Consider the following 20,412-nt stretch of genomic DNA (forward strand, 5'->3'; position numbering starts at 1 on the left):
TGCCGGGGTCGCCGTCTCACTGATGTATCTGGCGGCGCGAACGCCACTCCTGAACGGGTAGGACCTGACGAGAGGAGGCAGGGAGATGTGGGAGACGACCGAGGTCGGCCTCAGTGGTGTGACGCACGACCTCCCCTGCCTGGGGTGCGGTCACCCGCCGCACACCTACTACGCCTGCTCGGAGAGTTGTGACTGTGTGCCGCCGCCGATGCCTGGTACGCCGAGCATGCTGATGGCGGGCTGAACGTCTCAGTTCGACGCTGCGACGAGGTCCTGATCGTCGTCGTCCTCGTCGGCGACCAGCCCGCTGAGGATCGCCCTGGCCGTGGTCAGCAGGTGCCTCACCTCGGGGACACTCACCGAATAGACCACCTGTCCGTCTCGCCTGTCGGACACCACCAGGGCTGCCCGGCGCAACACCGCGAGCTGCTGGGAGAGGTTGCTGGCCTCGATCGGAAGCACGGCCAGCAGCTCGTGTACCGCGTGGTCACGCTCGGAAAGCAGCTCCAGGATCCGGATCCTCGCCGGGTGTCCCAAGGTCCGGAAGAACTCGGACTTCCGCTGATACAACGGCACACCCATGACGGCGATCCCCCCTTCGTATCGGTAGTGTTCCGTGGAGCAGGCTAGCGGAGTTGCAAACATCTTCAAGTGATGTAGCCTTCGCGAGGCACCGAATAGGCGATGAGGAACGGACAACGATGGCTGACGTGAACAGCGCTCTGGACCAGGCCGGGCTCACCAACGAGCACGTGCGCGAGTACGTCCGGTACTGGGCAGGTGTAACGGGGGCCGAGCGGGTAGAGGTCGTCAGCGCGGCCGACGACGCTCGACTGATCGCCGAATCGCTCGAGGCCGGGGAACTGCTCCCCGTCGGCGAGGGCCGCTACTACTCCCGCAGCTATCACAAGGACACCGCGCGCGCCGAGGAGCGCACCATCGTCGCCACCAGCGACGAGCGCGACAAGGGCGTCTACAACAACTGGCGCCCCGCCAGCGAGATGAAGCCGTTGCTCGAGGGCCTGATGAAGGGCGCCTCCGCCGGCAAGACCATGTACGTGATCCCCTATCTGATGGCACCCAAGGGTTCGCCGCTGGAGAAGTTCGCGGCCGGTGTCGAGCTCACCGACAACCGCAACGTCGTCCTGCAGATGATCCGGATGGCCCGGGTCGGCGCGGAGTACGTCAACGACCTCGGCGAGTCGTTCGTCCGGGCCGTGCACGTCACCGGCGACCTGGAGAACCTCGGCCAGGGCACCCCCGACGACAAGCGCTACTTCGTCACCGTCGCCGACGAGCGGACGATCCTGCACTACGGCTCGTCCTACGGCGGCAACGCGCTGCTGGGCAAGATCGCCCACGGCCTGCGCCAGGGCTCCTACGACGGCTGGAAGAACAACTTCCTGGTGGAGCAGTTCATGCTGCTCGGCATCACCGACAAGGTGACCGGCAAGAAGTACCACATCTGTGGCGGCTTCCCGTCGGCCTCGGGCAAGACCAACCTGGCCATGACCCTGGCCCCCGACGCCCTCGGCGACCGCTACTACGTCGAGTTCTACGGCGACGACATCGCCTGGCTGTGGGTCGGCGACGACGGCCGGCTCTACGGGATGAACCCCGAGTACGGCGTCTTCGGTGTCGCCAAGGACACCAACGAGAAGACCAACCCGACCGCGATCGACTCGATCGTCCCGGGCACCGGTGCGATCTTCACCAACGTCGCCTACAACGAGCTCACCCAGGAGGTCTGGTGGGAGGGCCGCGGCGACAGGCCGACCGACCTCGAGGGCTGGTTGGACTGGAAGGGCGACCGGATCGCCGACCGCCCCGAGGACGAACTGGATGCCCCCTGGGCGCACCCGAACAGCCGCTTCACCACCACCCTGGCCAACGTCCCCAACGTGGCCGCGGACTTCGAGGAGCCGGCCGGTGTACCGATCGACGGCATCATCTTCGGTGGCCGCACCCGCGACCGTGAGCCGCTGATCCGCGCCATCACTGACATCGCCGAGGGCGTCTACGACGGCCTCACGCTCGGCGCCGAGGCGACCGCCGCCGCGGACGGCCTCGAGGGCGTGCTGCGGTACGACCCGATGTCGATGCGCCCGTTCATGTCCTACGGCGAGGGCGACTACGCCGCGCAGTGGCTCAAGGTCATCGGCGCCGCCACCGTGAAGCCGATCTTCGCGCACGTGAACTGGTTCCAGCGCGGCGAGGACGGCCGATTCCTGTGGCCGGGCTACCGGGAGAACCTGCGGCCGCTGGTGTGGCTGATGCAGCTCAAGAACGGTGAGGTCAAGGGTCAGGAGACGCCGGTGGGCACCATCCCCACCCGCGACGAACTGCTGCTCGAGGGACTCGACGAGCAGGCACTCGCCGACCTGGACACGATCCTGGCCATCGACACGGTCCGCTGGAAGCAGGAGATGGGCTTCCGCGCCGAGCACCTGCAGCAGTTCGACCGGGTGCCGGAGGAGATCTGGGCGGCTCACCGCCGCGTCGCCGACGCCCTGGACGCCCAGGACTGAACCCGTACGACGTACCCACCGGGGCCCCCGCTCACCACGAGCGGGGGCCCCGGTGCCGTCAGTCCCGCAACGAGGCGATCGGGGTCGTGCCCGTCCTGCCGCGCAACTCGACGTGATCGCCGACCTGCCAGTGGGCCGCCTCGGCCTCATCGGCGAGGTCCAGGAGCGCCCCGTTGGCGGCCACCAGCCCGGGCGCCTTCTTCGCCAGTTCGGTGAGCCGGGCAGCCTCGTTCACCGGGTCCCCGATCACCGTGTATTCGTACCGCTTCGCGGCACCGACGTTCCCGGCCACCGCTGGTCCCGCCGAGACTCCGATGCCGGCGGAGAGCTCCGGCACCTCCGAGGCCAGACGCCGGCCCAGCACCCGGGCCGCCTTGAGCACCGAGGTGGCCATATCGGGCACGGCCGTGGGGGCTCCCCAGATGGCCAGTGCGGCGTCGCCTTCGAACTTGTTGACCCACCCGTCGTGGGAGTCCACCACGTCGATCACCACGTCGAAGAAGCGGTTCAGCAGCTGCACGACCTCCTCGGGGGCGCGCTGCTGGGCAAGACCGGTGGAGCCGATGATGTCCACGAACAGCACCCCCACGTGACGCACCTCGCCGCCGAGGCGGACGCCGCCGGCGAGCGCGTTCCGGGCCACCTCCTCCCCCACGTGGCGCCCGAACAGGTCCCGGAGGGCGTCCCGCTCCCGGAGCCCGCCGGCCATCCGGTTGAATCCGGCCTGCAGGTGTCCGATCTCGGTGGCGTCATAGATCGGAACGGCCACGTCGTAGTCGCCGCGCTCGATGCGCTGCACGGCCTTGCGGACCGCACGGATCGGATCGGCGCTGGTGCGAGCGGCCAGGTAGGAGGCCAGGCCACCGATGATCAGACCCAGGCCGCCGAAGACGATCATGCTGATCGCCAGGTTGGTGGCGCTGGTGTAGTCCGGCGCCACCAACGAAGTGACCCCGACCAGGGTCAACCCGAGCAGCACCATCCCGGACGCGGCAGCCCACACGGCCATGCCGCGGGCCACCATGCTGCGGTGCCGGGGCAGCTCAGCACCCGACTCGAGTGCCTGCCGGGCGAACCCACGCATCGCCCGCTCGGCGAACAGATAGCTGAAGGCCGCCACGGTCCAGCCCGCCAGCCCGACGGTCAGCGCGACCAGGATCGCCAGGGTCAGGTCATGGGTGGCGTTGAAGGCGCCGAACAGCAGGGCCGACAGCAACCAGGCGGCGCCGACGTGGGTGGCGATCCGTGCCGGTGCCCGGAGGATCTGTCGGCGTTCCTTGCGGTTCGGGTCGGCGCCGCTGCGCACCCAGCGGGCCATCGGGTGCAGTTCCAGATTCACCCGGATCACCCCGTAGACCACGCCCAGCGGCGCGATGATGGAGGCCATCACCAGGTTCTGCACCCGGACCCCGACGATGTCGGAGACCTCCGGCAACGGCAACACCAGGATCGCCAGCGCGTAGACGAGCACGGCCCCGAAGAGGTTCGTGATCACGATCCCGAAACTCAGCACCAGCCGCGCGGGCCAGGTGCGGAATCCCGGTGGTGTACGCCGGCGACGTGTCACGGCCGCAGCAGGGCTTTGATGGCCCGGCGTTCGTCCATGGCCCGGTAGGCTTCCGCGACCTCGGCCAACGGCAGCTCCAGGTCGAAGACGGGCGACGGGTCCAGTTCGCCGGCGAGCACCTTCTCCACCAGCATCGGGAGATAGGCGCGGACCGGGGCCATGCCACCGGCCAGGCCGACGTTGCGCCCGAACATGGCCGGCACCGGGAGCCGGACCCCGTGCGGGACGCCGACGTACCCGACGACTCCGCCCGGCCGGGCGATCGCCACGGCGGTGCGCATCGACTCGTCGGTGCCGACACACTCCAGCACCGCGTCCACCCCGAGCCCGTCGGTCAGTTCGTGCACGCGGGCGGTGGCCTCCTTGCCCCGCTCCTCCACCACGTGGGTGGCGCCGAAGGTGCGGGCCACCTGCTGGCGGTCGGCGTGCCGCGACATCGAGATCACCGTCTCGGCCCCCATGGTGGCCGCAGCCAGGACGCCGCAGAGGCCGACCGCCCCGTCCCCCACCACGGCCACCGTGCCGCCGGGGCGAACCCGTGCCGAGACCGCGGCGTGCCAGCCGGTCGCCATCACATCGGACAGGCTCAACAGGGCCTTGTCCAAGCCGCCGCCGCCGTAGTCGGGCACCGAGATCAGGCTGCCGTCGGCCTGCGTGACCAGCGCGTACTCGGCCTGCCCGGAGACCGTGAAGCCGAGGTTCTGGCAGGCCGACTGTACGCCGGCCCGGCAGTGCGGGCAGGTGTTGTCGCTGTGGCAGAACGGAACCACCACGAAGTCCCCGGCGCGCACCGAGGTGACCTCGGCGCCCACCTCGGTGACCACGCCGATCGCCTCGTGGCCGATCGTCGCACCGGCGGTGATCGGATTCTGTCCCCGATAGGGCCACAGGTCGGAGCCGCACACGCAACTGGCGTGCACCTGGATGATCGCATCGGTGGGCTTGGTCAACTCGGGATCGGGCACCTCGCCGAAGCGGATGTCGCCGGCTGCGTGGATCGTGGTTGCTCGCACTCGTGCATCATTGCAGCCCCGTCCACGCGTGGCTTGTCACACACTGCGGAGGGTTGGTGGTATCTCATATCTGAGATACCTTGAGTCCATGACACCGGACTACCTCGGCCGCGTCGGCAACCTGATCCGAGACGCACGCAAGCACCGCGGCTGGACCCAGGCTCAGTTGGCGGAGGTGCTGTCCACCAGCCAGAGCGCGGTCAACCGCATCGAACGCGGCCACCAGAACCTCAGCCTGGAGATGCTGGCCCGCATCGGCGAAGCCCTCGACTCCGAGATCGTCTCCCTGGGGGCCGGCCCGACTCACCTGCGGGTGACCGGCCCGACCACCCTGTCCGGCACCATCGACGTCAAGACGTCGAAGAACGCCGGCGTCGCGCTGCTGTGCGCCGCGCTGCTCAACCGGGGCCGCACCACCCTGCGCAAGGTGGCCCGGATCGAAGAGGTCAACCGGCTCCTGGAGGTGCTCGAGAGCCTCGGGGTGCGCACCCGGTGGCTCAACGAGGACAACGATCTGGAGATCGTCCCGCCGGCCGTGCTGGATCTGGCCAATATCGACGAGGACGCGGCACGGCGTACCCGCTCGGTGATCATGTTCCTCGGCCCGCTGCTGCACCGGGTGGACAGCTTCGACCTCCCGTACGCCGGCGGCTGCCAGTTGGGCACCCGGACCGTCGGGCCGCACATGTCGGCGCTGAAGCCGTTCGGGCTGGAGGTCAAGGCGACCGAGGGCTCCTACCACGCCCAGGTCAACCGGGCCATCGAGCCGGGACGCCCCATCGTGCTCACCGAGCGCGGTGACACGGTCACCGAGAACGCCCTGATGGCGGCGGCCCTGCATCCGGGCACCACGGTGATCCGCAACGCGTCGTCGAACTACATGGTCCAGGACCTGTGCTTCTTCCTGGAGCGGCTGGGAGTCGGCATTGTCGGCATCGGCACCACCACGCTGACGGTCACCGGCGTCGCCGAGATCGACGTCGACGTCGACTATGCGCCGAGCGAGGACCCGATCGAGGCGATGTCGCTGCTGGCCGCGGCCATCGTCACCAACTCCGAGATCACCATCAACCGGGTGCCGATCGAGTTCCTGGAGATCGAGTTGGCCGTGCTCGAGGAGATGGGCCTGAACTACAGCAGGTCCGAGGAGTATCTGGCCACGAACGGGCACACGCGTCTGGTCGACCTCACCACCAAGCCGTCCACCCTGCAAGCCCCGCTGGACAAGGTGCACCCGATGCCCTTCCCCGGCCTCAACATCGACAACCTGCCGTTCTTCGCGGTGATCGGGGCCGTCGCCGAGGGTCAGACGCTGCTGCACGACTGGGTCTACGAGAACCGGGCGATCTATCTCACCGAGCTCAACAAACTCGGCGCCGACGTGAAGCTGTTGGACCCGCACCGGGTGCTGGTCGAGGGGCCCACGCACTGGTCCGGCGCTGAGATCGTCTGCCCGCCCGCGCTGCGCCCGGCGGTGGTCATCCTGCTCGCCATGCTCGCCTCCAAGGGCACCTCGGTGCTGCGGTCCACCTACGTGATCCACCGTGGCTATGAGGACCTGGCCGCCCGGCTCAACCTGTTGGGTGCCAACATCGAGCCGTTCCGCGACATCTGAGCCATGCGCGGCACCCCGGTCACCGGTCACCCGTTCCTGGACCAGGTCCACCAGCCCCCGGGGCGGATCCTCGCCTTCGCGCACCGCGGCGGAGCCGACCATCCGCAGCTGAAGGGGCTGGAGAACACGATGGCGGCGTTCCGCCATGCCGTGGAGCTGGGCTATCGCCACCTTGAGACCGATGTGCACGCCACGGCCGACGGGGTGCTGCTGGCCTTCCATGACGCCAGCCTGGACCGGGTGACCGATCGGACCGGGCGGCTGGCTGAGTTGACCTACGACGTGGTCCGGGAAGCGCGCATCTTCGGCACCGAACCCATCCCGACCCTGACCGAACTGGTCGAGGCGTTCCCGGCGGTCTCGTTCAACATCGACGTCAAGGCCACCACGGCGGTGGCGCCGTTGGCCGCGTTCATCGAGGAGCGGCAACTGTGGGAGCGGGTGCTGGTCGGGTCCTTCTCCGGTGCTCGGCTGGCCGCGTTCCGGCGGCTGACCCGGGGCCGGGTGCCGACCTCGGCACACAGCCTGGAGGTGCTCGCGTTCCGGTTCCTGCCCTCGGGACGGCTGGCCGACCTGGTCACCGGCGGGCGGGTCGACTGCCTGCAGATCCCGCATCGGCACCGAGGCCTGACCGTGGCCACCCCCGGGCTCGTCCGTCGCGCACACGCGGCCGGCAAGCACGTGCACGTGTGGACCATCGATGACCCCGAGGAGATGGTCGCCCTGGCCGAGCGCGGCGTGGATGGTCTGATGACCGACCGCACCGACCTGCTCAAACAGGTGCTGGAGTCACGCGGTCAGTGGTGAGGGGCGCGCTGCGGATCCTCGACCAGGAGCATCATCAGCAGCCCGGCCAACACCACCAGCAGCACCCCGAGGGTGCCCCAGATGGTCGCGCCGGTGACGGCCACGGCGAGCGCGAACATGCCCGGCGCCAGGAACGAGACGGCCCGGCCGGTGGTGGCGTAGAGGCCGAACACCTCCGCCTCCCGACCGGCGGGAGCGACCCGACCGAGGAACGACCGCGAGGCCGCTTGAGCCGGCCCGACGAGTGAGGACAGCGCCAGTCCGCCGATCCAGAAGACGATCTGCCCCAGGTCACGCAGCAGCACCACGGCCAAGCCGGCGATGACGATGCCGGTGAGCGAGACAACGATCACCGCCCGTGGCCCGAACCGGTCGTCGAACCAGCCGGCGATCATCGTCGCCACCCCGGCGATCAGGTTGGCAGCGATCCCGAACAGCATCACCCCGGTCGCAGAGAAGCCGAACGAGGTGGCCGCGATCAGGGCACCGAACGTGAAGATGCCGGCCAGGCCGTCACGGAACACCGCCGAGGCCAGCAGGAACCAGACCACCGAACGGGACGTGCGCCACAGTTCGGCGACGTGCCGGAAGAGCACCCGGTAGCTCTCCAGCAGCCCCACCTTCTGGGCGTTGTTGGCCGGCGGGTTGGGCACGAAGACGAACAGCGGCCAGGCGAAGGCGATCGCCCAGATCGCACACCCCAGACCGATCACCCGGAAGGCCATCCCGTTGTCGGTGGGCATCCCCCACCAGTCCGCCTGGGTGGCGATCACGATCAGCGTCAGCGCGATGATCCCGCCCAGGTACCCCATCCCCCAGCCGACCCCGGAGACCTTCCCGATGGTGCGCGGGGTGGACACGCTCACCAGCAGCGCGTTGTAGTTGACGCCGGCGATCTCCTCGAAGATGCTGGCCACCGCGATCAGGACCACCCCGAGCCAGAAGAAGCGCGGGTCGGCCTCGACGAAGAAGAGCCCGAACAGGCAGAGCACCACCACCGCCGTACCCAGACCCAGCCAGGCCTTCCGGCGACCGGTGACGTCCGCGCGCTGCCCGAGCACCGGGGCGATCAGCGCGATCAGCACGCCAGCGACCGCGAGGCCGATCCCCAGGTCGCTGGCCAGGCCGGCCAGCGCCCGGTCGTAGACGGGGTCGCCCTCGCCGAGCGCCGCCACGACCGGGTCCAGGAAGGCATCGGAGACCAGGTAGAGGGCGGTGAAGACGAAGGTGATGATCACCGTGTTGAGTGGCTGCGTCGCCCAGTCCCACAGCGCCCAGGAGACGACCTGGCGGCGTGGCACCGGCCTTCCGGGCGGCGGCGGTGGCGGTGGTGGTTGCGCGCGCCCTGACGGCTCGATGTTGGCCATGTCACAGAAGTCTGCCCCAGAATCCTTCGGAATGTAGTCCGGGGCGGTAACGTTGAAAGACGTGTCATGAAACTGTGTGTGAGCGCATCACGAAACCGGCGCCCGCACGTCCCTTCCATGACCTGTCCAAGTACACGAAGACGGAAGGACGGCTGATGGCCGAGCGCACACTACGTGGAGCGAGACTCGGGGGCCAGAGCTTCGAGGATGAGCGCGGCATCGAGTTCGCGCCGCGACAGGATGTGGGATACCGCTGCCCCCAGGGTCACGAGTTCGAGATCACCATGTCGGTCGAGGCCGACGTGCCCGCGCTCTGGGAGTGCCCGCGTTGCGGGGCGGAGTCGTTGAGCACCTCAGGCATCCTGCCCGAGGAGAAGGCTGAGAAGCCGGTCCGCACCCACTGGGACATGCTCCTCGAGCGACGCTCCGAGGCCGAGTTGGAGGACATCCTCTCCGAACGCCTCGAACTGCTCAGGGGCGGTGAGATCGGTCCGGCGCACCTGCACCGGGCACGGAAGAAGAGGGCGAACGCCTGAATCGGGTCCGCAGACCCCATGAAGTGATTCGGACGAGCGACTCCAAGGCGACCCGCGTGGTCATCTTGGAGTCGCCGTTCTTTCGGTCCACGAACTCGATCGGCACCTCGACCACGCGCAGTCCGGCCCGGATCGCCCGCCACGCGAGCTCGGTCTGGAACACGTACCCGGTGGCCTGCACGGCGGCCAGGTCGAGTCGGTGCAACGCGTCACGGCGATAGAGCCGGAACCCGGCGGTCGCGTCCCGCACGTCGATGCCGAGCAGTAGCCGCACGTAGCGGTTCCCGCCACGCGACAGGGCCCGACGTCGCCAGGACCAGTCCACCACTGCCCCGCCGGGCACCCACCGGGACCCGATGACCACGTCGGCCGTCTCCAGTGCCTCGAAGAGGCGGGGCAGGTGCTCGGGTTGGTGCGACCCGTCGGCGTCCATCTCGCCGATGACCTGATAGCCGCTCTCGAGGGCAACGCGGAACCCGTGTCGGTACGCCGCGCCGAGGCCTGCCTTCCCGGGGCGATGCACCACTGCGATCCGCTCGTCCGCGGATGCCAGTCGATCTGCCAGTTCCCCGGTGCCGTCCGGGGACGCATCATCGACCACCAGCACGTGCACGTCCGGACAGCTGCGATGCACCCGTGCGATCACCTCAGCGAGGTTCTCCACCTCGTTGTACGTCGGCACCACCAGCACTGCCGGCCGAGTCATGGGTTGGCTGGTCACCGGGCCGACGATACGTGAGCGCCGCAGCCAGCAACGCACCCAACCCCAGCAGGGCCACCAGCCGAGCGGGCCAGGCCCCCCACCACACCGCAGGGGTGACCCGGGTGCCGGTGGCCAGGTCGCCGGCGAACACCGACTGGGTGAGCAGCGGCGCCCGGTGCAGCACCGAGCCGTCGGGCGCCACGATGCCGCTGACCCCGTTGGTGGAGGCCACCACCAGGTGCCGGCCGGTCTCCAGGGCCCGCAGTCGGCTGATCGCCCACTGCTGCTCCACCTGGGCGGTGCGGATGAACATCGCGTTGCTGGTCTGGACGACCAACAACCCAGCGCCGTCGCGGACCAGCGCATGGGCGACGTCGTCGTAGGCCACGTCGAAGCAGATCATCGTCCCGATCGGCGTGCCGGCCAGCCACAGCGGGTCGCTGCGGTCACCGGCGACCATGTCGCGCGGGATCAGCGACAGCCGGCCGAAGGGTCGGGTGAAGAGCGCCCGGAACGGGATGTACTCCCCGAAGGCCACCGGATGCCATTTGGTGTACCGCTCCCCCGCTCCGCGTCCGGGCTCCCAGACGATCCCCTGGTTGTAGACCTGGGTCGGGTCGGGACCATCGACCATCGCGCCCACCAGCACCGGCACCCCGATCGTCTCCACCGCCTGGGTGATCAGCGAGTTGACGTGGCTGTCGCGGAACGGGTCGGTGGCGGTGGAGTTCTCCGGCCACAGGACGAAGTCGGGGGCGGGCTCCCGACCCGCCGCCACGTCTGCGGCCAGCCGGGCGGTGGCCTCGGCATGGTTGCGGGTGACCTGGCGGTGGTCCAGGAGGATGTCGGTGCCGTCACCGGGGACACTGCCCTGCACCGCGGCCACCCGGACCTGCGGACCGTCGGCCGCGAACGTCGGCAGCAGCAGCGGGGCCACCGTGGCGCCGAGCAGGAGGACCCCCGCCAACGCGGGTGGCCCGACACGCCTGATCCCGCGGCCGCGGAACCAGCACACCGACCAGGCCACGGAGGTGCCGGTGAGTGCGATCAGCAGACTGACCCCGACGTGTCCGACCCAGGGCAGGCCGGCGGACCACCAGGTGTCCACGGTCGCGTACGACAAGCGCCCCCACGGCATGCCGCCGAAGGGGAAACTCCCCCGCAACCCCTCGGCCGCGACCCAGATGAACGCCGACCACACCGGCCACGCCGGCAACCTGCTGACCAGACCCATGCCCAGGCCGACGAAGATGAAGTAGGCGGTGAGCGACCCCGCCAGCGCCAGCCATGCGTCGTACCCGACGGCGGTGAGCCAGAACAGGTAGCTGAAGTTGAACCCCGCCCCGAACGCGAGCCCGGGAGCCCAGCAGCGTCGCAGCGGCTGCCGGTGCACCACGAGCGCGAGGACGGTGATGCCCAGCGGCAGCAGCAGCACCCAGCGGAGTGGTTCGTAGGCCGCCGCGGTCGCAAGACCGGCGAGGCCGGCCGCCAGCGGGCGCAGGCCCGGCCACTTCCCTGGGGATCGCACGCGGCCACGCTACCGGGCAGGTCAGGCACGGAAGAGGGCCCGGCACCCTTCGGACCGACCGCGTCAGCACTGGCTGTGCCGCCGTGGAAGTTGTCTAAGGGGTGCGGGCCCCATCCGTGTCGGCCCCCACGCTGGCACTGCCGAACCGCCGTCAGAGTCGTCAGGATGCGTGGTACCCGACCCCACGGACCATCAGACGGCGACCGGTGCGACAACGTGATCTGCACGGGCTGACTCCAGCACGATGGGCACTGAGAGCTTCGCTGTCAAGTGCCCGCTGACCTGCGCGGATGGTGCGAAACCGCAGGTCAGCAGTGCCGACCTGAGCCTCGAGATTGGGGGCAGGTACGGCGTGTCGTCACGGCGTGTCGGAACGGGTCGGCCGGTCGGCCCGCAGCACCGGCCGGTTCTCGAAGGGCGTGGAGAGCACCACGGTGGTACGGGTGCTGACCCGCGCGGTCTTGCGGATCCGAGCGAGCAGGCCCTCGAGGTCGGTCGGGCTGGCGACCCGGACCTTCACCAGGAACGACTCGTCACCGGCCACGGACCAGCAGGCCTCGATCTCGGGCAGTTCCGCGAGACGTTCGATGCAGTCCTGGTCGTCGGGCTCGATGGCGGTGACCCCGACGAAGGCGGTCAGCGGCAGTCCGAGCTGCTCGTGGTCCACCAGCGCCGTGTATCCGGTGATCAGGCCTCGTCGCTCCAGGCGCTTGACCCGCTGGTGCACCGTGGAGGTGGACATGCCGACGGCGCGGCCGATGTCGGTGTAGGACGTACGGCCGTCCTCGTTCAACAGGGCCAGGATCTTCTGGTCGGTCTCCTCAAGCACGGAAATCAGACTAGGCGGTTTGGCCGTGACAAGATGCCGGAATGACGAAGCCGACCGACCGGTTGATGCTGCTGGACACGGCCAGCCTCTACTTCCGTGCCTTCTTCGGGGTGCCAGACAGCGTCCGGGCACCCGATGGCACCCCGGTGAACGCCGTCCGCGGACTGTTGGACTTCATCACCAGGCTGGTCGAGGAGTACCGACCGACCCACCTGTGCTGCTGCTGGGATGACGACTGGCGGCCCGCCTGGCGGGTGCAGCAGATCCCGACGTACAAGGGTCATCGGGTGGTCGAGGCGACGGCCACCGGCCCGGACGTGGAGGAGGTGCCGGATCCGCTTCAGGTGCAGATCCCGGTGATCCGTGACGTGCTGGCCGCCTTCGGCATCGCAGTTCTCGGGCATGCCGAGATGGAGGCCGATGACGTGATCGGCAGCCTGGCCAGCCAGGCCACGATGCCGGTGGACGTGGTCACCGGGGATCGGGACCTGTTCCAGCTCGTCGACGACAAGGCTGAGGTCCGGATCCTCTACACCGCTCGCGGCGTCGGCCGACACGAACGCGTCGACGAGGCCTGGGTGCGTGACAAGTACGGCGTGGACGCGCGGCAGTACGCCGACTTCGCCACCCTCCGGGGTGATGCGTCCGACGGGTTGCCGGGCGTGAAGGGCGTCGGCGAGAAGACCGCCGCGACCCTGCTGGGTGCGTTCACGGACCTGCCCGGGATCATCGCTGCCGCCGGTGATCCCACCTCGGCGATGGCTCCGGGACCGCGCAGCAAGATCGAGGCCTCGCTGGACTATTTGGCCGTAGCGCCCGAGGTGGTGGCGGTGCGTCGGGACCTGGACTTCGGCGTCGTGGATCTCACCCTCCCCGCCGCCCCGGTGGACCCGGGGGCGCTGGACGAACTCGCCGGCCGCTGGGGACTGGGAAGTTCGGTGGAACGGCTCGCTCAGGTGCTCCCTGGCCGCTGAGCCCGCCCGGGCGTAGCATCCTGGACATGAGGGGACTGATCGTCCTGCTGCTGATCACAGCGCTGGTGGGTGCCGACCGACCTGCGCCGCCGGCGGCTGACCCTGGCCAGCAGTCACCCGCGGCGACTCTGCTGGTCCCCGGCCCCTGCGTGGTGCCGGCCGGCACCGTGTGGCGGGGATGCCCACCGAGTCAGCCCGGCGAAACCCACGCCCCCGAGTTCTGCGTGCGCCCGGCGGCCTACCGCGGTGGCCCGCTCCTCCCGTGCGGAGAGCCGACTCACTCGCTCATCGAGGAGTAGGCGACCACACCTCGACGAAGCAGGTCGTGGGCCCGACGCGCGGTACGACGCAGCTCGCCGTCACCTGCCGCGTCGGCCACCTGGTCGGTCAGGTCGAGCAGTTGCTTCATCCAGCGGACGAAGTCGCCGGCCGCCAGCTCGGTGTCGCGGAGCACGTCGTCGAGGTCGTCGCCCGAGGCCCACCGGAAGGCGACCTGCGCGAACCCCAGATCCGGCTCCCGCAGGAAGTCGAGTCGGTTCTCCCGCTCCAACGCATCCAGGTCACCCCACAACGACACCATCTCCCCCACCACCTGCCGAACCCGATCGTTGGGCAGCCGGGGGCGGGAGGCATCGTCGGGACGACGGGACTCGAAGGCGAGCACGGACACTGTGGCGGCCAGTTCCTCGGGGGTGAGACCGTTCCAGAGGCCGGTGCGCAGCGACTCGGCGGCCACGAGGTCGAGTTCGGAGTAGATCCGCATCAACGGTTGTCCGCGTTCGGTGACCGTGTCACCGTCGAGGTATTCGAGGGTGGTGAGCAGGTCGCAGACCCGGTCGAACTGGCGGGCGATGGTGTTGGTGCGCTTCTCGATGCGGTTGCGCAGTGCCCGGGCCTCGCTGTCGAGCTTGAGCCAGCGCTCGGCCCAGCGGGCGTGATCCTCCCGGTCCGGGCAGTCGTGACACGGGTGGGACTTGAGCTCGACCCGCATCCGATCCACATCCGGACCGGAGTCGGGGCGCCGGCGCTCGGGCGGCGGTGGGGGCTCGAGGTGGCGGACCCGGTTGCGCAGGGTGTTGGTGAGGTCGCGACGTTGCTTCGGGTCCCGGTCGTTGAACTGCCGGGGCACCCGGATCTGGGTCACCGAGCGGACCGGTGCCGGGATCTCCCCGACCGCGAGCCGACGGCTGCCGCGGGTCAGGCTCACCACCAGTGGCCGCGGTTCGTGCCGGTCGAGGCCGGGGTCGATGACGACCGCCCAGCCCTCGTGGCGGCCGCCCGGGATCCAGATCACGTCCCCAGGGGTGAGTCGGGTCAGCGCGCCGATCACCTCGTCGCGGTGCCGACCTCGGCGGTCCTGGCTGGACTGCTTCTCGGCTCGCCCGATCCGCTGCCGCAGGCGCGCATAGGCCATGAAATCGCCGCGGTCGCAGCTGGCCCCCTCGGCGTACCCGTCGAGTGCGTCGTCGCTCTTGCGGAGTTTGCGGGCCAGCCCGACGACGGCCTTGTCCGCCTGGAACTGGGCGAACGACGACTCGAGGAGTTCGCGTGCGCGTTCGCGGCCGAACCGGTGCACCAGGTTGACGGCCATGTTGTAGGAGGGACGGAACGAGGAACGCAGCGGGTAGGTCCGTGTGGACGCCAGCCCTGCGACCTCCTCGGGCCGGGTGCCGGGCTGCCAGAGCACCACCGCGTGGCCTTCCACGTCCAGCCCGCGTCGGCCGGCCCGACCAGTGAGCTGGGTGTACTCCCCCGGAGTGATGTCCGCATGCGTCTCGCCGTTCCACTTGGTGAGCTTCTCGATCACCACGGTCCTGGCCGGCATGTTGATGCCCAGGGCCAGCGTCTCGGTGGCGAAGACGCCCTTGCACAGTCCGCGCTGGAAGAGCCGCTCCACGCACTCCTTGAAGGTCGGCAACATGCCGGCGTGGTGGGCGGCCACCCCGCGCAGGAGCCCGTCCAGGAACTCGTGGTAGCCGAGCGCGACGCGGTCCTCCTCGGGGAGATGCCGGCAGTGCTCGGTGACGAACTCGCGGATCTGCTGCTGTTCGGTCGTGTTGGTCAGCCGGACGTTCGCGTCGATGCACTGCTGGACGGCGGCATCGCACCCGACCCGGCTGAAGATGAACGTGATCGCAGGGAGCAGGCCATCGCGCTCCAACCGGGTGATCACCTCGGCGCGACTCGGGATCCAGACCCGGCGGCCATTGCCGACGTTGCGCCGACCCTGCCCACGACTGTTGCGCGGCGCCCGCCGATCCCGCATCTGCTTGCTCGCCCACTCGTCGCGAGCCACTCGGATCAGTTCCCGGTTGACCTTGGCGTCGGGGTCGGCGAACCCGGAGCGGGCCGCGTCCCCGGCGAAGAGGTCGTACATCCGCTTCCCCACCATCACGTGCTGGAAGAGCGGCACCGGGCGTCGCTCGGAGACGATGGTGGAGATCTCGCCCCGGACGGTGGCCAGCCACTCGCCGAACTCCTCGGCGTTCGAGACGGTGGCAGACAACGACACCAGCGCCACCGACTCGGGGAGGTGGATGATCACCTCCTCCCAGACCGCGCCACGACTGCGGTCGGCGAGGTAGTGAACCTCGTCCATCACCACGTAGCCCAGATCGGTCAACGTGCGAGAACCCGCGTAGAGCATGTTCCGCAACACCTCGGTGGTCATCACCACCACCGGCGCCTCGGAGTTGATGGAGTTGTCCCCGGTGAGCATCCCGACCTTGTCGGCTCCATGCCGGGCTACCAGATCGGCGTACTTCTGGTTGGAGAGTGCCTTGATCGGAGTCGTGTAGAAACACTTCCGGCCCTCGGACAGGGCCAGGTGCACGGCGTACTCGCCGACGACGGTCTTCCCGGATCCGGTCGGGGCGGCCACCAGCACGCCGCCGCCGCCGTCGAGCTTCCGGCAGGCGCGGATCTGGAAGTCGTCGAGCCCGAACTCATACCCGGCGGCGAACGCCTCGAAGCTCACCCGAACACCTCCAGGGCGCCGGGGACGACGCTGACGGTCAGCGGGAGCGGTGCCACCCGTTCCCCGTCGGCGTAGGCGACGATCCCGGCCGAGGCGATGGTGACGGTGCTGGCCCGCACGCTCCAGAACGCCGGATGGCGGGTGTGCTCGCCGGTGCGGAGCTTCGGGAAGGTACGCAGCAGGTCGCCCCGGCTCATGGGGCCGACGACGGCGACGTCGAGGAGACCATCGTCGAGCACGGCACCGTCGGTGATCCGCAACCCTCCGCCGAAGGAGGGGCCGTTGCCGACCGCCACCAGGACCGCGTCCACCGTCTGAGTGGCGCCGTCGATCTCAAGGAGGTAGCGGCGCGGCGCCAAGGTCGGCAGGGAGGCGATCGTGGCCAGCGTGTAGCGGGCCTGCCCACGCGGCCAGGACATCTCGTTCGCCCGCTCGTTCACGAGCGCATCGAACCCGGCCGAGAGTACGGCGGCGAACCACCGGTCGCCGGTCCTCCCCAGGTCGATCCGACGACGCCGGCCGCGTATCACCACGTCGGCGGCGGCCAGGGGGTCCAGCGGGATGTCCAGGGAGCGGGCGATGTCGTTGCCGGTGCCGGCCGGGATGATCCCGAGGGCGGTCTCGGTGCCGGCGACCGCCTGGACCATCTGGTGCACGAAACCGTCACCGCCACAGGCGACCACACCGTCCACGGTGCCGACCAGGGAGCGGGCCAGTTCGAGCGAGTGCTCGGCGTCGTCGCCGACCAGGTCGATCACCGAGAGGCCCGCATAGCGCAGCCGCTGGGTGACGGCTTCCCGGAGCCTGGCTGCACGCCCCTTGCCGGAGGTCGGGTTGGTCAGCAGCGCGATCTGGGGCACGTGGTGACCCTATCCCGCAGTCGGGTCAGAGCGGGGAAGCCTCGTCGTCGGCCACAGCCGTCCCCTCGGCCTTGCGGCGGCGAATCCGGTCGTTGATCCGGGCGATGACCTCGGCGGCGAAGAACAGGAAGAGCAGCGGGATGGCCAGGGACACCATCGAGAACGGGTCGGGAGGGGTGGCGACGGCAGCGAACGCGAAGATCGCCATCACGATCCAGGCCCGGTACTTGCGCAGCGCGGTCGCCGGCAGCACGCCGGCCAGGTTCAGCATCACCACGAACAGGGGCAGCTCGAACGCGACGCCGAAGACCAACAGGATCCGGGTGACGAAACTGAAGTACTCACCGAACTCGATCAGGTTCTGCATCGAATCCGGGGTGAACCCGATCAGGATCTCCAGGGCCCGCGGCAGCACGTAGTAGCCGAGCGCGACCCCGGCCACGAAGAGCGGGCCGGCGATGGCGGCGAAGAGCCGGGACCACTTCACCTCACTGGGCTTGAGGCCGGGCAGGACGAACGCCCACATCTGATAGAGCCAGTACGGCGCGGTGACGACGATGGCGGCCACCGCGGCGACCCGGAACTGCACCAACAGTGGACCGGTGGCCCCGGCGATGTAGGCGTCGGTGGCCACGCCCTCGCCGAGCAGATCCCGGGCGTACTGGTAGGGCGCCCAGACCAGGTCCAGCAGTGGCTTGTAGAAGACCAGCGCCAGCACCATCGCCAGCACGAAGACCAGCGCCACCCGGCTCAGCCGGGCGCGCAACTCACGCAGATGGTCCGCGAGCACCATCCGGCCGCCTGGTCCGACGGGGTGACGTGGGCGCCCTCGGAAGAGGTCGACCAGACCGGAGAGGACCACGTGGGTGCTGGTCAGTTGGTGGTGTCGCGCTGCTCGCGGACGGTCGGGTCGGACTGCGTCCCGCGACCGGACTCCAGTTCACCGGGGGACTCACCGGTGGGCTCGTCGTCGATCAGGCCCTTCGTCTCCGCCTTGAAGATCCGCAGCGCACGGCCGGTGCCTCGCGCGAGCTCGGGGAGCTTGGCAGCCCCGAACAGGAGCAGGAGGACAGCCAGGATCAGCACCAATTCGAGAGGGCCGAGCGGGCCCAGACTCACCATTGCGTTCATTGTGTCCTCATCAGGATCGACAGTACGTGTCCATCGTAGTGGATCAACGGTAGAGCGCTCGGGTGGCGTGGGTCAGGGCGGCGATATCGTCGGCCAACTGGGCGGGTTCCAGCACTCGGGCGTGCGGGGCCAGCCGCAGCACGAGTCGGCGTACCCAGCGCTCGTCGGTGACCAGCAGGTCAACCTCCAGCCCGTCGCGGTGCTCGCGCACCGACTCGACCGGGTAGTACTCGGTGACCCACCGTGCTTCGGGAGCCAGGATGAGCGTCACCCGGGTCGCGTCCGGGGACGGCGCGAAGAGCCCCTCGCCTCGGGGCTGCGGGTGCGGGGTCGGTCGCGCGGATTCGATTCGGCTGTCCAGCAGTTCGGCGCTGTGCACCCGGTCCAGCCGGAACAGTCTCGGCGCCTCGGCCAGGTGGCACCAGGCCTGCAGGTAGCGGTGCCCGTGGGCCGAGACCACGGCCACCGGGTCCACCACCCGTCGGGACTCCTCGTCCCGAGCCGGCACGTAGTAGAGCACCTCGACCTGGCGTTCCTCGGCGACGGCCTGTTCGAGGAGGCGCCGGGTGGCCGCGGCGTCGTCGGACTCCGCGTCCGCCGCCACGGCCACCGGTGGCTCGGTCATCCCGGTGGCTGCGGTGGCTGCCTCCAGTTTCGCCAGCGTCCGGTCCACCACCGCGGCGGTGTCGTCCGAGACCGTGTCCCGGGTCGCCCGCAGCGCCACGATGAGCGCGGTGGCCTCGGTCGGTGTGAGCCGCATCGGCCGAGACAGGTAGTCGGCGTTGCTGACCCGGATCACGCCTTCCTCGACCGCGTCGAAGTCGATCTCGACCAGGTCGCCGGGGTATCCGCCGGGTGTGCCGACCATGATCAGCACGTTCAGGTCCCGCAACACCTGCCTGGGGGTGACACCGAGCACCTGGGCCGCGTGCTCGACGTGCAACTCACCACGCTCGTGCAGCAGCGGCACCAGGGTGAGCAGGCGTTGCACCTGTGCGAGTGCGCCGCTCATCCGCGCTCCCCCAGTCGGGTGAGGCGCTGCACGATCTCCTCGCGCAATGCCTCAGGCCCCTCCACGTAGACGTCGGGACCATGGCTGAGTACGTCGTCGGCGATCGGCTCGCTGTTGTCGATCCGGACCCGGTCCCAATCCGGGCTGCCGTCGGGGCCGGTGAGGTGGCTGTCGACGAGCTGGCCTCGCCGTCGCAGCGCGAGCGCCGTGCCCTCACGGATCAGCAGGGTGACGGCGCCGGTGGCGGCCGGGGGTGAGAGTCGGGCCACCACGCTGCCGAGGTCGAGGCCGTCGGGGACTGTGTAGGCGCCCGGGCGGCCGTCGGGACGGGGCTGGCCGACGACCCTGGACAGTCGGAACACCCGTTCCTCGCCACGGTCGGTGTCCAGGCCGACTGCGTACCACCGGCCGCGGGTGTGCACCATCCCCCAGGGCTGAACTCGTCGGGTGGTGGTCTCTCCCCCACTACTGGCTCGGTAGTCGAAGCGCAGCGGCTGCCTGGCCTGGACCGCGTCGAGGAAGGCGTCGAAGGACGGCTCCTCGGCGTCAAGTCTCGGTTCAACGACGTCGAGGGCGGCCAGGTCGCTGTCCAGGCCGGCGGCGCTGAGCTTGGCGACGGCCAGTGAGGTGGCGCCGGCGAGGCGTGCGTGCTCCCAGACCTTCGTGGCCAGGCCGATCACCGCCGCCTCGTCCGCGGCCAGGTCGAGCGTCGGCAACTGCCACTCCTCGGGCCGGATCCGGTAGCCCGGCTCATCGTCGAAGAAGGTGTCCAACCCCTCCAGTTCGAGGGGGACGCCGATGCTGCGCAACTCCTCCTTGTCGCGGTCGAACTTGCGCTCGAAGCCGTCCCCGGACTCGCCGTCGTAGATGACCTGCTGGATCTGCTCCTTGGTCAGGGGTCGGCGCGCCACCAGCAGCATGATCAGCAGGTTGAGCAGTCGTTCGCTCTTCCGGGCCGTCATGGC

20 protein-coding genes are annotated in these 20,412 nt (G+C 69.6%); 7 read left to right on the forward strand and 13 right to left on the reverse strand.

Translation table 11 applies throughout. From position 1 onward, the window contains the following. The first annotated feature begins 85 nt into the window (after positions 1-85). A complete protein-coding gene (locus tag JKG67_RS01455; RefSeq protein WP_203335473.1) occupies positions 86-244 on the forward strand; it encodes a hypothetical protein in 159 nt (52 codons plus the stop codon). A gap of 5 nt (positions 245-249) precedes the next feature. On the opposite strand, the gene JKG67_RS01460 is transcribed toward JKG67_RS01455, so the two are convergent. After that, a complete protein-coding gene (locus tag JKG67_RS01460) occupies positions 250-582 on the reverse strand; it encodes an ArsR/SmtB family transcription factor (RefSeq protein ID WP_203335474.1) in 333 nt (110 codons plus the stop codon). Between the two features lie 119 nt (positions 583-701). Here JKG67_RS01460 and JKG67_RS01465 point away from each other — a divergent pair, with 119 nt between their 5' ends. Then, a complete protein-coding gene (locus JKG67_RS01465; RefSeq protein WP_203335475.1) occupies positions 702-2,528 on the forward strand; it encodes a phosphoenolpyruvate carboxykinase (GTP) in 1,827 nt (608 codons plus the stop codon). Positions 2,529-2,586: 58 nt separating this feature from the next. Here the strand turns inward: JKG67_RS01465 and JKG67_RS19000 are convergent, their stop codons facing one another. After that, positions 2,587-4,023 (reverse strand): adenylate/guanylate cyclase domain-containing protein, encoded by a 1,437-nt coding sequence (locus JKG67_RS19000; protein ID WP_203335476.1) that lies wholly within the window; start codon positions 4,021-4,023, stop codon positions 2,587-2,589. Between the two features lie 68 nt (positions 4,024-4,091). After that, complete coding sequence (locus JKG67_RS01475) at positions 4,092-5,108, reverse strand: zinc-binding dehydrogenase (RefSeq protein WP_203335477.1); 1,017 nt, start codon at positions 5,106-5,108, stop codon at positions 4,092-4,094. Between the two features lie 88 nt (positions 5,109-5,196). On the opposite strand from JKG67_RS01475, the gene JKG67_RS01480 reads away from it, so the two are divergent. Both JKG67_RS01480 and JKG67_RS01485 read left to right on the forward strand, forming a co-directional pair. Next, positions 5,197-6,723, forward strand: coding sequence for a helix-turn-helix domain-containing protein (locus JKG67_RS01480; protein ID WP_203335478.1), 1,527 nt, complete (start codon positions 5,197-5,199; stop codon positions 6,721-6,723). 3 nt (positions 6,724-6,726) lie between these two features. After that, positions 6,727-7,530, forward strand: coding sequence for a glycerophosphodiester phosphodiesterase family protein (locus tag JKG67_RS01485; RefSeq protein WP_203335479.1), 804 nt, complete (start codon positions 6,727-6,729; stop codon positions 7,528-7,530). Here JKG67_RS01485 and JKG67_RS01490 read toward each other — a convergent pair. Further along, complete coding sequence (locus tag JKG67_RS01490) at positions 7,521-8,897, reverse strand: MFS transporter (protein WP_203335480.1); 1,377 nt, start codon at positions 8,895-8,897, stop codon at positions 7,521-7,523. The two genes, JKG67_RS01485 and JKG67_RS01490, sit on opposite strands and share 10 nt — an antisense overlap. Before the next feature lie 155 nt (positions 8,898-9,052). Between JKG67_RS01490 and JKG67_RS01495 the strand changes: the two genes are divergently transcribed. Continuing rightward, the gene (locus tag JKG67_RS01495) at positions 9,053-9,433 is read left to right on the forward strand and encodes an RNA polymerase-binding protein RbpA (RefSeq protein ID WP_203335481.1); all 381 of its coding nucleotides are present in this window, start codon (positions 9,053-9,055) and stop codon (positions 9,431-9,433) included. Here the strand turns inward: JKG67_RS01495 and JKG67_RS01500 are convergent. The 3 genes from JKG67_RS01500 to JKG67_RS01510 form a co-directional block, all read right to left on the reverse strand. After that, positions 9,369-10,154: a polyprenol monophosphomannose synthase gene (locus JKG67_RS01500; protein ID WP_307816371.1), complete on the reverse strand. Its 786-nt coding sequence runs from the start codon at positions 10,152-10,154 to the stop codon at positions 9,369-9,371. The genes JKG67_RS01495 and JKG67_RS01500 overlap by 65 nt on opposite strands. Further along, positions 10,081-11,664 carry an apolipoprotein N-acyltransferase gene (gene lnt / locus JKG67_RS01505; RefSeq protein ID WP_203335482.1) on the reverse strand — a complete coding sequence of 528 codons (1,584 nt, stop codon included), beginning with the start codon at positions 11,662-11,664 and terminating at the stop codon, positions 10,081-10,083. The genes JKG67_RS01500 and lnt overlap by 74 nt, the downstream gene beginning before the upstream one ends. Before the next feature lie 358 nt (positions 11,665-12,022). Beyond that, entirely contained in the window at positions 12,023-12,493 is a 471-nt protein-coding gene (locus tag JKG67_RS01510) for an Lrp/AsnC family transcriptional regulator (protein WP_307816372.1), read from the reverse strand. Between the two features lie 41 nt (positions 12,494-12,534). Between JKG67_RS01510 and JKG67_RS01515 the strand changes: the two genes are divergently transcribed. After that, on the forward strand, positions 12,535-13,467 hold the full coding sequence (locus JKG67_RS01515; RefSeq protein WP_238997777.1) for a 5'-3' exonuclease: 933 nt from the start codon (positions 12,535-12,537) through the stop codon (positions 13,465-13,467). A gap of 26 nt (positions 13,468-13,493) precedes the next feature. Further along, positions 13,494-13,766 (forward strand): hypothetical protein, encoded by a 273-nt coding sequence (locus JKG67_RS01520; protein WP_203335483.1) that lies wholly within the window; start codon positions 13,494-13,496, stop codon positions 13,764-13,766. On the opposite strand, the gene JKG67_RS01525 is transcribed toward JKG67_RS01520, so the two are convergent. The 6 genes from JKG67_RS01525 to JKG67_RS01550 all read right to left on the reverse strand — a co-directional run bounded on the left by JKG67_RS01525 (position 13,745) and on the right by JKG67_RS01550 (position 20,409). Then, positions 13,745-16,444, reverse strand: coding sequence for a DEAD/DEAH box helicase (locus JKG67_RS01525; protein ID WP_203335484.1), 2,700 nt, complete (start codon positions 16,442-16,444; stop codon positions 13,745-13,747). The genes JKG67_RS01520 and JKG67_RS01525 overlap by 22 nt on opposite strands. After that, on the reverse strand, positions 16,441-17,304 hold the full coding sequence (locus JKG67_RS01530; RefSeq protein ID WP_203335485.1) for a diacylglycerol/lipid kinase family protein: 864 nt from the start codon (positions 17,302-17,304) through the stop codon (positions 16,441-16,443). The genes JKG67_RS01525 and JKG67_RS01530 overlap by 4 nt, the downstream gene beginning before the upstream one ends. Positions 17,305-17,329: 25 nt before the next feature. Continuing rightward, positions 17,330-18,097 carry a twin-arginine translocase subunit TatC gene (gene tatC, locus JKG67_RS01535; protein ID WP_238997778.1) on the reverse strand — a complete coding sequence of 256 codons (768 nt, stop codon included), beginning with the start codon at positions 18,095-18,097 and terminating at the stop codon, positions 17,330-17,332. Between the two features lie 80 nt (positions 18,098-18,177). Then, a complete protein-coding gene (gene tatA / locus JKG67_RS18780; RefSeq protein WP_275403235.1) occupies positions 18,178-18,435 on the reverse strand; it encodes a twin-arginine translocase TatA/TatE family subunit in 258 nt (85 codons plus the stop codon). Between the two features lie 43 nt (positions 18,436-18,478). Beyond that, positions 18,479-19,447 (reverse strand): helix-turn-helix transcriptional regulator, encoded by a 969-nt coding sequence (locus JKG67_RS01545; protein WP_203335487.1) that lies wholly within the window; start codon positions 19,445-19,447, stop codon positions 18,479-18,481. Further along, positions 19,444-20,409, reverse strand: coding sequence for a helix-turn-helix transcriptional regulator (locus tag JKG67_RS01550; protein ID WP_203335488.1), 966 nt, complete (start codon positions 20,407-20,409; stop codon positions 19,444-19,446). The genes JKG67_RS01545 and JKG67_RS01550 overlap by 4 nt, the downstream gene beginning before the upstream one ends. Positions 20,410-20,412 lie beyond the last annotated feature (3 nt).

Origin of the sequence: Nocardioides limicola, assembly GCF_016827675.1 — a bacterium.
Lineage (GTDB): Bacteria > Actinomycetota > Actinomycetes > Propionibacteriales > Nocardioidaceae > Nocardioides > Nocardioides limicola.

Excerpts from the sequence above, each read along its gene's own strand:
- JKG67_RS01455 (WP_203335473.1), top strand. The coding sequence starts at position 86 with ATGTGGGAGACGACCGAGGTCGGCCTCAGTGGTGTGACGCACGACCTC.
- tatC (WP_238997778.1), bottom strand. The coding sequence starts at position 18,097 with ATGGTGCTCGCGGACCATCTGCGTGAGTTGCGCGCCCGGCTGAGCCGG.
- JKG67_RS01515 (WP_238997777.1), top strand. The coding sequence starts at position 12,535 with ATGACGAAGCCGACCGACCGGTTGATGCTGCTGGACACGGCCAGCCTC.
- JKG67_RS01550 (WP_203335488.1), bottom strand. The coding sequence starts at position 20,409 with ATGACGGCCCGGAAGAGCGAACGACTGCTCAACCTGCTGATCATGCTG.
- tatA (WP_275403235.1), bottom strand. The coding sequence starts at position 18,435 with ATGAACGCAATGGTGAGTCTGGGCCCGCTCGGCCCTCTCGAATTGGTG.
- JKG67_RS01490 (WP_203335480.1), bottom strand. The coding sequence starts at position 8,897 with ATGGCCAACATCGAGCCGTCAGGGCGCGCGCAACCACCACCGCCACCG.
- JKG67_RS01465 (WP_203335475.1), top strand. The coding sequence starts at position 702 with ATGGCTGACGTGAACAGCGCTCTGGACCAGGCCGGGCTCACCAACGAG.
- JKG67_RS01460 (WP_203335474.1), bottom strand. The coding sequence starts at position 582 with ATGGGTGTGCCGTTGTATCAGCGGAAGTCCGAGTTCTTCCGGACCTTG.
- JKG67_RS01480 (WP_203335478.1), top strand. The coding sequence starts at position 5,197 with ATGACACCGGACTACCTCGGCCGCGTCGGCAACCTGATCCGAGACGCA.
- JKG67_RS01495 (WP_203335481.1), top strand. The coding sequence starts at position 9,053 with ATGGCCGAGCGCACACTACGTGGAGCGAGACTCGGGGGCCAGAGCTTC.
- JKG67_RS01485 (WP_203335479.1), top strand. The coding sequence starts at position 6,727 with ATGCGCGGCACCCCGGTCACCGGTCACCCGTTCCTGGACCAGGTCCAC.
- JKG67_RS01545 (WP_203335487.1), bottom strand. The coding sequence starts at position 19,447 with ATGAGCGGCGCACTCGCACAGGTGCAACGCCTGCTCACCCTGGTGCCG.
- JKG67_RS01520 (WP_203335483.1), top strand. The coding sequence starts at position 13,494 with ATGAGGGGACTGATCGTCCTGCTGCTGATCACAGCGCTGGTGGGTGCC.